The 12,258-nt window shown below is 64.1% G+C and carries 9 protein-coding genes; all 9 read left to right on the top strand.

Annotated elements, in window-relative coordinates; all coding sequences use genetic code 11:
• The first annotated feature begins 3 nt into the window (after nt 1–3).
• The 9 genes from NKH52_RS17530 to NKH52_RS17490 all read left to right on the top strand — a co-directional run bounded on the left by NKH52_RS17530 (nt 4) and on the right by NKH52_RS17490 (nt 12,052).
• Entirely contained in the window at nt 4–1,344 is a 1,341-nt protein-coding gene (locus tag NKH52_RS17530) for a metal-dependent hydrolase family protein (protein WP_352731750.1), read from the top strand.
• Nucleotides 1,341–2,387 (top strand): branched-chain amino acid ABC transporter permease, encoded by a 1,047-nt coding sequence (locus tag NKH52_RS17525; protein WP_352731751.1) that lies wholly within the window; start codon nt 1,341–1,343, stop codon nt 2,385–2,387. Before NKH52_RS17530 ends, NKH52_RS17525 begins: the two co-directional genes overlap by 4 nt.
• Entirely contained in the window at nt 2,384–3,412 is a 1,029-nt protein-coding gene (locus NKH52_RS17520) for a branched-chain amino acid ABC transporter permease (protein WP_352731753.1), read from the top strand. Before NKH52_RS17525 ends, NKH52_RS17520 begins: the two co-directional genes overlap by 4 nt.
• Nucleotides 3,413–3,462: 50 nt before the next feature.
• Nucleotides 3,463–4,710, top strand: a complete 1,248-nt coding sequence (locus tag NKH52_RS17515) for an ABC transporter substrate-binding protein (RefSeq protein WP_352731755.1) — start codon at nt 3,463–3,465, stop codon at nt 4,708–4,710.
• 25 nt (nt 4,711–4,735) lie between these two features.
• Nucleotides 4,736–5,521: an ABC transporter ATP-binding protein gene (locus tag NKH52_RS17510; protein ID WP_352731756.1), complete on the top strand. Its 786-nt coding sequence runs from the start codon at nt 4,736–4,738 to the stop codon at nt 5,519–5,521.
• Nucleotides 5,514–7,733, top strand: a complete 2,220-nt coding sequence (locus NKH52_RS17505) for an ABC transporter permease (protein ID WP_352967477.1) — start codon at nt 5,514–5,516, stop codon at nt 7,731–7,733. Before NKH52_RS17510 ends, NKH52_RS17505 begins: the two co-directional genes overlap by 8 nt.
• 83 nt (nt 7,734–7,816) lie before the next feature.
• Nucleotides 7,817–10,006 carry a flotillin domain-containing protein gene (locus NKH52_RS17500; RefSeq protein WP_352731760.1) on the top strand — a complete coding sequence of 730 codons (2,190 nt, stop codon included), beginning with the start codon at nt 7,817–7,819 and terminating at the stop codon, nt 10,004–10,006.
• Between the two features lie 72 nt (nt 10,007–10,078).
• On the top strand, nt 10,079–10,516 hold the full coding sequence (locus tag NKH52_RS17495) for an SRPBCC family protein (RefSeq protein ID WP_352731762.1): 438 nt from the start codon (nt 10,079–10,081) through the stop codon (nt 10,514–10,516).
• 9 nt (nt 10,517–10,525) lie between these two features.
• Nucleotides 10,526–12,052 carry an SRPBCC family protein gene (locus NKH52_RS17490; RefSeq protein ID WP_352731764.1) on the top strand — a complete coding sequence of 509 codons (1,527 nt, stop codon included), beginning with the start codon at nt 10,526–10,528 and terminating at the stop codon, nt 12,050–12,052.
• The last annotated feature ends 206 nt before the right edge of the window (nt 12,053–12,258 follow it).

Here is a 12,258-nt window from a genome sequence, read left to right as displayed (position 1 = left end):
GTGATGGCAGACGACAGCTGGAACGGCAACGGTTCGAGCAGCACGCTGTTCACCAATGTGCGCGTGCTCGACGCGACAGGTGAATATCCATACACCGGTGAGGTGCTGGTGCAGGGCAACCGCATCAAGCAGATCACCAAGGGCTCGTCGCGCTTCGGCTCGCCTTCGTCGTCCTCCTACAGCGCTGGCGCCCCAGGGGGTGTCACGACCATCGACGGCATGGGCGCGACGCTGATGCCGGGCATGATCGACGCGCATCTGCATCTGTCCTGGAACAACGCACCCGGCATCGACCCCATCCAGATGATGGAAATCGAAGAACATATGTTGGTCACCATGGAGATGGCCAAGCTGGTGCTCGACGCCGGCTTCACCGCCGGCCGCGGTGCTGCCGCCGCCAAGCCGCGTCTCGACGTCGTCGCGAAAAAATTCATCAACCAGGGCCGCTTCCCAGGGCCGCGCTATCTTGCGGCGGGGCCGGAAATCACCACGGTCGGCGGGCTTGGCGACTCCTCGCCCTCCCATATCCCCCATGAAGGCCTCAATCTCGGCATCGTCGTCTCCGGCCCCGAGGAAATCCGCCGCACCGTGCGCCAGCTGATCAAGTACGGCGTCGATTCCATCAAGCTCAACCTGTCCGGCGAGAGCATCACCGGCATGGGCGCCGAGGAAACGCCGATGTCGGAAGAGGAGGTCGCCATGGCGGCCTCCGAGGCGCGCTGCCGCAACAAGGTGCTGTCGGCGCATGCGCGCTCGTCCGGCTCGGTCAAGCAGTGCGTTCGCCATGGTATCCAGAACATCTACCACGCGTCCTTCGCCGACGAAGAAGCACTCGACATGCTCGAGGCGGTCAAGGACAAGCATTTCGTCGCACCCGGCATCGCCTGGCTGATCAACACCGCGCGCCATGCCGAGCAGTGGGGCATCAAGCCCGGCTCGCCGCTGTCGCTCGAATATGAGCGCGAGCTAGAAATGTGCATCGAGACGATGAAGAAGATGCACAGGCGCGGCATCCGCGTCTGCATCGGCGGCGACTATGGCTTTGCGTGGACGCCGCAAGGCACCAACGCCAAGGACATCCAGACCTTCGTCGAGATGCTCGGCTTCTCGCCGATGGAGGCCATCCAGGCCGGCACCAAATATGGCGGCCAGATCATGAACATGGGCGACGAGCTCGGCATGATCAAGGAGGGTTACCTCGCCGACCTCCTGCTGATCGACGGCGATCCGATTTCCGACGTGCGCATCCTGCAGGACAAGAACCGCATCCTCGCCATCATGAAGGACGGCAAGTTCCACAAGGCGCCGCGCATGAACGAGCAGCGCCGGCGGCTGACTGCATGAGCCTGCTCGACCAGCCATCTCGGGCGCTCTCGGGTGGCGGCAGGACGCGCCGGCAGGCCTGGAGCCTCGTCGGCCTGCTTGCCGCCGCCGTCATCGCGTGGCTGGTCTTCGCCGTCTGGCCGGATTGGCTGAACGCGATCCTGATTTCCAAGAAGGCCTTCGTCAGTGCCATCCTCAACGGCATCACGCTGGCCGGCCTCTATTTCCTCGTCGCCAGTGGCTTCACGCTGATCTTCGGCCTGATGCGCAATGTCAATCTGGCGCATGGCTCGCTCTATCTGCTCGGCGCCTATATCGGCTACGAGGTCACCAACCGCACCGGCTACTGGCTGCTCGGCGTCGCCGCCGGGTTTGCCGTGCTCGCCATCGTCGGCGTCATCATGCAGGTCTTGGTCTTCCGCCGGCTGGAGGGCGACGATTTGCGCCAGACCCTGGTCTCGATCGGCATCTCGATCGTCGCCGCCGACCTGATGCTGGCGGTCTGGGCCGGCGGCACCTATCAGATCGCGACGCCGGAATGGCTTGACGGTGCCCTGACCTTCCCAATCATTACCGCGGTCCGCTCCAACGGCGCCTCCGTCTTCATCACCTATCCGCTCTACCGCGTCGTCGTGCTGGCGGCGGCGATCGTCATCGGTGTCGGCCTGTGGCTGATGCTGCACAAGACCCGCGTCGGCATGATGATCCGCGCCGGCGTCGACGACCGAGCCATGCTGCAGGCCTCGGGCGTCAATGTGCACGCGGTGTTTGCCATCGTCTTTGCCGTCGGTGCCGGGCTCGCCGGCTTTGCCGGTGTCGTCGGCGGCTCGGCCCTGTCCGTTGCACCCGGCGAGGATGTCCGTTATCTCCTTGCCTCGCTGGTCGTGGTCATCGTCGGCGGCATGGGCTCGATCACGGGTGCCGCCATCGGTGCATTGCTGATCGGCCTCGCCGAGCAGATCGGCCTCGTCTATTTCCCGACCTACGGAATCGTCCTGACCTTCGTCATCATGGTGGTGACGCTGGCGGTGCGGCCGCAAGGCATCATGGGGAAAGAGAGATGAGCCTGACCATCGCCACTGACGGCACGACATCGCAACAGAACTGGCTGGAGCAGCTCGGCGCCGGCCACGTCATCCTTGGCGCGGCACTGGTCCTTTATCCCCTGGTGGCTTCCGATTTCTTCCTGACGCAGATCGGCGGCTATTCGCTGATCTTCGGTATGCTGGGTCTGTCGCTGATGCTGCTCGCCGGTTATGGCGGCGTGGTCAGCCTGGCCCAGATCACGGTGGCCGGCATATCAGCCTATGCCATCGCCATCCTCGGCAACAATAATTCCAATATTCTGGGCTTCGGCTGGCCGTGGTGGCTCGCCGTGCCGTTCGCCGTTCTTGCTGCGGCACTGGCGTCGGCGCTGATCGGCTGGATCTCGGTGCGCACCGAGGGCATCTACACCATCATGATCACGCTGGCGATCGCCACCGCGACCTATTATTTTGCCCAGCAGAACTACGCAATCTTCAACGGCCATTCGGGCTATGCCGGCATTCGCGCTCCGGCATTCTGGGGCATCGGCTGGCGTGACGCCCGGCCTTTCTACTACCTTTGCCTCGGTCTGGCGGTGTTGTCCTACGCAGCCGTGCTCTACGGCTCGCGCTCGACCTTCGGCATGACCTTGCAGGCGATCCGTGACAACCCGCGCCGCATGCGCGCGCTCGGCTATCACGTCACCGCGCACAAGGTCTTCGCCTGGCTGCTGGCCGGCGTTATCGCCGGACTGGCGGGCGTGCTGCTGGTCTGGTTCAACGGCCGCGTTTCGCCCGGCACCATCGGTGTCGATGCCGCGATCGACGTGCTGATCATCGCCGTCATCGGCGGCCTTCGCCATCCGATCGGGCCATTCCTCGGCGCGGTTGTCGTCGTCCTGATGCAGACCTTCGCCATCGACATCGTCGGCGCCGAGCGTTTCAACACGCTGATCGGCATGGTGTTCCTGGTGATCGTCTTCGTCTCACCGGATGGAATTCTTGGGCTGTGGGGGAGGATCAAGCCACATCTTGCCCAAGAGTCCTTGCGTCCCGGCCAATAGCAACCGGGATGGAATGAACCACTGCAAAACGAAATCAACGGGAGGAAATCATGAAGATGCATAGACGCACATTGCTGGCCCTGGCGGTGTTCACTGGGCTGACCGCGCCGTCGATGGCGCTGGCTGCCGACGACACCATCAAGATCGGCCTGCTTGCCACCTTCGAGGGGCCGTTCACGGTGCTCGGCGAGGACGGCGAGCGCGGCGCGATGACAGCGGTTGCCGAGATGAACGGCACCGTCGCCGGCAAGAAGATCGAGATCGTCAAGGGCTCGTCCGACGCTTCGCCCGACAGCGCCGTGCGCGCGGCGCGCAAGCTGGTCGAGCAGGACGGCGTCAAGGTGCTGGTCGGCCCGCTTTCGGGCGACGAAGGCATCGCCGTCAAGGACTATGCCAAGACGCAGCCGAACGTGACCTTCATCAACGGTACATCGGCCGCGCAGGACACCACGCTGCGCGATCCGGCGGAAAACTTCTTCCGCTTCTCGACCGACGGCGCCCAGTGGATGGCCGGCCTCGGCACCTATGCCTTCAACGACAAGGGCTACAAGAAAGTGGCCACCGTCGCCGAGGATTATTCGTTCCCTTACACGCAGGTGTTCGGCTTCATGGCCGAATTCTGCAAGGCCGGCGGCCATGTGCCGTCGAAGTCCTGGGTGCCGATCGGCAACAAGGACTTTTCGTCAGTCATCGCTGCCATTCCTGAAGACGTCGATGCGATCTACGTCGCGCTCGGCGGCGCCGACGCCGTCAACTTCCTGACCCAGTACCAGCAGGGTGGCGGCTCCGCACCGCTGATCGGTGGCTCGATCACCGTCGACCAGACGGTGCTGACCTCGAAGGGCAAGCTGCGCGATGTGCTGAAAGGCACGCCGTCGGCCGGGCCGACCGCAGACACCAATGACGCGCCGGCATGGAAGACGTTTGTCGAGGCCTACAAAAAGCAGCCGGGCGCCTTTCCCTCGCCCTCGCTCTTCGCGCACGGCTACTATGTCGACATGAAGGCGACGCTGCTCGGTCTCGACCAGGTCGGTGGCGATGTATCCGACGGCGGCAAGAAGCTGCGCGATGCGCTGTCGAAGCTGTCCTTCGACACGCCAACCGGCAAAGTGTCGCTCGACAAGAACCGCAATGCGATTGCCGACATCTTCCTGACCGAGGTCACCGAAGGTGCCGACGGCAATCTCATGAACAAGCTGGTCAAGGTGGTGCCGCAGGTCAACCAGACGCTCGGGATTCCCGAAGACGAGTTCATGAAGCTCGGCGCGGTCAACCGCGACAATCCGAGCTGCCCGTAACATCGGACTTCGAGTGTAGTCGCCAGTGACCGAAAGCTTCGCAGCAAACCGTCTCCAGAGCTCCGGCGCCTATGCGCTGGAGCTCGATGGCGTGGCGCGGCATTTCGGGGCACTGGTGGCGCTCTCGGGCATCAATATGAGGATCGCGGCCGGTGAACGCCGCGCGGTCCTCGGCTCCAACGGCGCCGGCAAGACCACTTTGTTCAACGCCGTGACCGGCGATTTTCTGCCGACATCAGGGCGCATCCGCTTCTTCGGCGAGGACATCACCGACCTGCCGCCGCATGAGCGCATCCGGCGCGGCCTGCGGCGCACGTATCAGATTTCGCAATTGTTCAAGGGCCTGTCGGTCCTCGATTCCGTCTTTCTCGCTTGCCGCGGCGTCTCGCGCCGCCGGTTTTCGCTGTTGCGTCCGGCCATATCAGACGTCAACATGGTGCAGGCGGAATCGATCCTCAACGCCGTGCATCTGGAAGCCTATCGCGACACGCTGGTGGCGACGCTGAGCCACGGCCAGCAACGCCAGCTGGAGATCGCGCTGGCGCTGGCCGGCGCACCGCGCTTCATCCTGTTCGATGAGCCGGCGGCAGGTCTTTCACCAACCGAACGCCGCGACCTCGTCGCCATCCTCAACGCGCTGCCGAAGCACATCGGCTACATCATCATCGAGCACGATCTCGACGTCGCGCTGCGCGTCTCGGAATATGTCTCGATGATGCACAATGGCCGGCTGTTCAAGGAAGGCACGCCGCAAGAGATCGAGGCCGATCCAGAGGTCCAGGAGATCTATCTCGGGGGCCAGCATGGCTGATCGCCCTTCAGGCAAACCGACCAAGGCCATTCTCAGGATAGAAGACCTGCAGGTCTTCTACGGCGAAAGCCATGCGCTGCAGGGTGTTTCGCTAGCGCTGGAAAGCGGCGTGCTGTCCGTGGTCGGCCGCAACGGCATGGGCAAGTCAACGCTGTGCAACACCATTGTCGGGCTGAAGCGGGCGCGCTCCGGTTCGATCCGTGTCGATGGCAGCGAGATATCGGCGCTCGAGCCGCACGAGATCCACCGCCTCGGCGTCGGCTATGTGCCGCAGGGCCGCCGCGTCTGGCCGAGCCTGACGGTCGACGAGCATCTGCGGCTTGCCGCCGGCAACAGGCGCGATGCCCGCTGGACCGTCGAGCGCGTCTACCAGACCTTTCCGCGCCTGGCAGAACGCCGTGTCAATGGCGGCTCGCAGCTGTCGGGTGGCGAACAGCAGATGCTGGCGATTTCACGCGCGCTGCTCAGCGATCCGAAGCTGCTGGTCATGGACGAGCCGACCGAAGGCCTGGCGCCGATCATCGTCGACCAGGTCGAGCAGATGCTGGTCGACCTCGCCGCCGAAGGCGAGATGGCGGTGCTGGTCATCGAGCAGAACATCGGCGTGGCGACCGCGGTGTCGAACCAGGTCGCCATCATGGTCAACGGCCGCATCAACCGGCTGATGGAGGCAAAGGCACTTGCCGCTGATCGTGAGCTGCAGCAGCGGCTGCTCGGTGTCGGCCGCCATGCCGAGGAAGCGCCCGTCACGCCGACGGAGGCCGCGCAGGCAGAGCAACAACTGGCAGAAGTCTACCGCGTCGATCGCACTGGCGCCGGCGCGGCCGAGCCGATGCCGCAGAGTGGCGTCTATCGTCCGGTCACCGAATTGCCCAACCGCTGGAATGTGCCGGTCACCGAATTGCGGCAGGCGGCGGTCGACAAGACGGCGCCGCAGGACGATTTGAAGAAGGTCTTCGCCATCCCCTTTGCCGAGCGTATCGGCCGGACCGTGCTGGTGGTCGGCACCTTCGACACCAAGGGGAAGGAATTGCGCTTCGTCGCCGACAGGTTGAAGTCGCTCGGCATCCCGGTGCGCACCGTCGACCTGTCGACATCGGGAAAACCGACCAGCGCCGATGTGCCCGCCATGCAGGTCGCCGGCATGCACCCGCGCGGATCATCCGCCGTCTTCACCAATGATCGCGGCGGCTCGGTCAGCGCCATGGCCGACGCCTTCGCGCGCTGGACCGAGCGCGAGCCGCGCATCGGTGGCGTCATCTCGGCCGGCGGCTCCGGCGGCACCACGCTGGCGACGGCAGGCATGCGTGTGCTGCCCGTCGGCATCCCCAAGCTGATGGTCTCGACGGTGGCGGCCGGCGATGTTGCCAAATATGTCGGCGGCGCCGACATCATGATGTTTCATTCGGTTGCCGATGTGCAGGGGCTGAACTCGATCACCGAACAGGTGCTGTCCAACGCCGCGCATGCGATGGCCGGCATGGTCGCGCAACTGCCCAATGCCGAGGCGTGGGAGGCAAAGCGCAAGCTGGCGCGGCTGGCTGTCGGCATCACCATGTTCGGCGTCACCACGCCCGCCGTGCAAGCGGTGACCAAACGCCTTGAGGCCGACTATGACTGCCTCGTCTTCCACGCCACCGGCATCGGCGGACGGGCCATGGAGAATCTTGGCGATTCCAGACTGCTGTCGGCCTTCCTCGATCTCACCACCACGGAAGTCGCCGACATGATCGTCGGCGGTGTCTTCCCGGCGACGGCGGATCGTTTTGGTGCTGCGATCCGCACCGGACTGCCCTATGTCGGCTCGACCGGCGCGCTCGACATGGTCAATTTCGGCCCGCGCGACAGCGTTCCGGAGAAATTTCGCAGCCGCAAATTCGTCATCCACAATCCAAACGTGACGTTGATGCGCACGACGCGCGACGAAAACCGCGCCTTTGGCGAATGGATCGGCGCCCGGCTCAACGCCATGAATGGCCCGGTGCGCTTCCTGCTGCCCGAAGGCGGCGTCTCGATGCTCGATGCGCCAGGCCAGCTCTTTCATGATCCGGAAGCCGACAACGCTCTGTTCGAGGCGATCGAGAAGACGGTTCGCCGCACGCCCTTGCGCCATGTCGAACGGGTGCGGGCCAACATCAACGACGCGCCCTTCGTCGACGCGGCGATCGCTGCATTCCACGCGATCACGCCGAAGCTGCAGAGGCGGGCATGAAAAATTGGACTTCACCACCCTGCGGGTGGATGTTTGAAATCGGTCGCCTCGCGCCGACCGCATTGTCTTGGGGAGGATAGATCATGGACGCGCAAACCTTTGGCGCTTTCCTGTTGTGGCTGATCATTGTCGCGGTCGTCGTGGTGATCGCCGTCTACGTCTTGCGATGGCTCTATCGCCGGTCGACCAAGGAGACGGCGTTCGTGCGCACCGGCTTCATGGGCGAGAAGGTGGTGGTGAATGGCGGCGCCTTCGTCATTCCGGTGCTGCACGAGATCACGCCGGTCAACATGAACGTGCTGCGCATCGAGGTGCGCCGCGAGGATGGCTTTGCGCTGATCACCAAGAACCGGATGCGGGTCGACCTGATCGCCGAGTTCTTCGTCCGTGTCGGCGCCAGCCGCGAGCTGGTCGCCGCCGCCGCACAGACGCTCGGGCGGCGCACGCTGCAGCCGGACAGTCTGCGCGAACTTTTGGAAGGCAAGTTCGCCGGCGCCATGCGCACGGTTGCCGCCCAGATGACGCTTGAAGAGATGCATGAATTGCGCGGCGACTACGCCGCCAAAGTGCGCAAGCTCGCTTCGGAATCGCTTGCCGCCAACGGGCTGGAACTGGAGAGCGTCGCCATCGTCGACCTCGACCAGACCAGCCTCGAATATTTCGACCCGTCCAACGCTTTCGATGCCGAAGGCCTGACGCAGTTGACGGAGTCGATCGAGACGCGGCGCCGGATGCGCAACGAGATCGAGCAGCGCACGCTGGTCGATATCCGCAACCAGAACCTCGACACCCAGCGCAAGGTTCTGGAAATCGACCGCGACACCGAATATGCCCGCCTCGAACAGGAGCGCGAAGTCGAGATCCGCCGTGCCTCGCAGCGCTCGGAACTTGCCATCGAGCGCGCGCTGCGCGACCAGGAATCGGAGCAGGCGCAACTGTCGTCGCGCGAAGCCGTGGAAAAGTCGCGTCTCAACCAGGAGCGCAACATCACCGAAGAACGCATCAAGAGCGAGGAGGACACGCAGCGCCGGGAGATCGCGCGGCGCCGTTCGCTCGACGAGACCGAGATGAAGATGCGCGAACTGACCGAGCGCGAGCAGATCGCGCTCGAGCTGTCGCTGGAAAAGGCGCGGATCGAACGCGAAGGCACGCAGAGCCAGCTCGAGATTGAACGCAGGAAGCAGCTCGAAGTCGCCGAGCTGGAACGCCAGATCGCGCTCGCCGAAAAGGCGCTTGAAGTGACCAGGGCCGAGGCGGAAAAGCGTCGTGCGGAGATCGTCGAGAACCAGGCGACCGAGACCGCGCGGATTGCCCAGGAACGGGTCGTCGACGAGGTCCGGATTGAACGGGAGCGCCATCTCGAAGCGCTGCAGATCGCCAAGCGCCAGGCTTTCGAGGAGGCCGAGATTTCGGCCGGCGAGGAGGTCGAGCGCGCCCGCATCACCACCGAGCGCGGCATCGAGGAAGCGCGCCTGATCAAGGATCGCGACATCAGGCAACTTGGTGTCGACCGTGACCAGAAGATCGAGATCGCTGAGATCCAGAAGGCCATCGACATTGCCAAGAAGACGCAGGAGCGCTCCTCGGCGATCGCGGCTTCCGAAGCCGTGCGTGCCAAGGCCGTCCAGGCCGAGGAGCAGGCGTTCACCGCGCGTGAACGCGAGATCGCCGAGCGCCGCAAGCTGACCGACCTGATCGGTGCGCAACGCGAGGCCGAGCGCGAGGCCTTGCGCATCGTCTCAGCCGCTGATGCCGAGATGAAGGCGGCAAAGAGCCTCGCCGAAGCGCAGAAGATCGCCGCCGTCGCCTCGGCGGAAGCGGAGAAGATCCACGCCCTTGCCGCGGCCCAGCGCTACGAGGTCGACGCCGCCGGCCATCGCCAGCTCAACGAGGCTGAAAACATTCTTTCCGAGGGCGCGCGGGCCGGGCGCCTGCGCGGCAAGCTGCTCGACCACATGGAAGGCATCATCCGCGAAAGCGTCAAGCCGATGGAAAAGATCGAGGGCATCAAGATCCTGCATGTCGACGGCATCAATAGCGGCCAGGGCGGCAACCGCAACGTCACCGACGAAGTGATCGACTCGGCGCTGCGCTACCGGGTGCAGGCGCCGATGATCGACAATCTGATGAAGGAGATCGGCATCGAGGGCGGTTCGCTCGGCCGCATGACCGACGTGCTGCGCGATGCCAAGGACATTTCGAGCCTGACGCGCGACAAGAAGAGCAAGGGCAAGACGGGTAAGGAAGTTGATGATGACGATCGCGACCGCTGACGGGATTGCCGCGCAGTCAGCGATGCGTCGCCCCCCGCGCCAGGTTCTCCATGATGCCGGCGGCGGCGTGAAATGACCAAGGTCTATGTATCCTCGGTCATTCCCGCGCCAGCGGCGGAAGTCTGGAAGCTCGTCCGCAACTTCAATGGCTTGCCGGGCTGGGCGCCGTTCGCTGCCGAAAGCCGCATCGAGCAGAATGCGCAAGCCGACCAGATCGGCTGTATCAGAAGTTTCACGCTCAGGGATGGCGGGCGCATTCGCGAAAGACTGCTGGCGCTGTCGGACTACGATCTGTCCTGCAGCTACGCCATACTGGAAAGCCCGATGGCAGTGGAGAATTATGTCGCCACCCTGTCGCTGACGCCGATCACCGACGGCAATCTGACGCTGGCCGAATGGCAAGCGGAGTTCGACTGCGCGCCCGATCGCGAAGCAGCATTGATGCACCAGATCGGTAATGGCGTGTTCCAGACAGCCTTGACCGCATTGAAACATCGGTTCGGGCGCTGATATCTGCCAATGGTTCAGGTTCGCCAGAGCACGATTATCGATGCGCCGATCGAAGAAGTCTGGGCGATCCTGCGCGACTTCAACAGCCATGACCGCTGGCACCCGGCAATCTCCTTCAGCGAGATCGAGGGCGGTGAGCCGGTCGATGCGGTCGGCTCGGTTCGGCATTTCCGGCTGGCCGACGGTGGCGAACTGCGTGAACAATTGCTGGCGCTGTCCGACAAGGACCGGCGGCTGAGCTATTGCCTGCTCGAGGCGCCGCTGCCGCTGATGGGCTATGTCGCCTCGGTGCGGCTGAAGCCGGTGACCGACGGCAACGCCACCTTCTGGGAATGGCGCTCGGAGTTCGACCCGCCCGCGCATCGCCGCGACGAACTGGTCAAGCTGGTCAGCGAAGGCATCTATCAGGCCGGCTTCGCGGCCGTGCGCAATCTCCTGCGACGTGGAAGTGTGGGCTCGCCGGTCGATGCAAGACCATCTCCGGCAGCAGTAGTCACCCAGATGCCATCCGCAAGCGTGCCGCGTTTCGCCCCAACCCTTGCATCATCTGGCCAGGCCGCGACAACCAGGGCGATCGTCGTCGAGCGCTATGGCGGCCCGGAGGAGTTGCAGCTCAAGGAAATCGGACTACCGCCGCCCGCGCCGAACGAGGTGCAGATCCGTCATACGGTGATCGGCGTCAATTTCATCGACGTCTATTGCCGCACCGGTCTCTTCGATCTTCTGCAACCGCCTGGCGTGCCGGGCATGGAGGCCGCCGGCGTCATCGAGGTAATTGGCTCGGCGGTGTCGGGGTTTGCGGTTGGCGACCGTGTCGCCTATGCCTGTCCGCCGGTCGGCGCCTATTGCGAGCGGCGCAACATGGCGCCCGAATTGCTGATCCATCTGTCCGACGACATTAGCGACGAAATTGCGGCAGCCGGCCTACTCAAGGGTGTTTCCGCCAGTTTTCTGCTGCATGATGTCCATGCCGTGAAGCGCGGCGACATCGTTCTGATCCATGCGGCAGCCGGTGGCATCGGCCAGTTGCTGGTGCAATGGGCGCGTCATCTCGGCGCGACGGTGATCGCCACGGTGTCGAGCGATGACAAGGCGCGCATCGTCGAGCGTCTCGGCGCGCACCATCTCATCGTCTACTCCCGCGAAAATTTCGCCGAGGCGGTCATGCGGCTGACCAATGGCGCAGGCGCCGATATCGCCTATGACGCGGTCGGCAACGACACCTTCGCGGGCTCGCTCGCAGCCCTTGCCGTGCGTGGCCATCTCATCAGTTTCGGCCAGGCTTCGGGGCCGGTCGGCAATTGGGACATCGGCCGCTTCGCCACCAAGTCAATCACACTTTCGCGGCCCAACTATGCGCACTATACCGACACACCGCAGAAACTCGCATCGCACGTAAACCGCTTCTTTGCCGTGTTACGACAGGGGATTGTCAGGGTCGCTTCGCCGAGGCGATACGATCTTGCTCAGGCTGCGGCCGCCCATCGCGATTTGGTGTCTCGGCGAACTACCGGCGCGCTAGTGCTGAGGGTGTGAGGCGGCGATTTGGTGTCCGACCATCCTTTTTGCACACCTTACCGCCGTTTGAGAGGTCAAGACTGCTTGGACGTAAGCGGTATTCCGGGGCACCTTTCGGGGGCGGAACCGGCGCCGAGCATTGGGCCGTGGTCACCTCACGGATCGAAACCTGCAAACCCAACGGCGTCGAGGGCTCCTCGGCTACCTCACCGACGTCCTCACTA

The organism is Mesorhizobium sp. M1066, assembly GCF_040318635.1.
Classification (GTDB): Bacteria; Pseudomonadota; Alphaproteobacteria; order Rhizobiales; family Rhizobiaceae; genus Mesorhizobium.
Note: the sequence above shows the minus strand (reverse complement) of the source record. Positions and strands in the feature narration are given on the sequence as shown.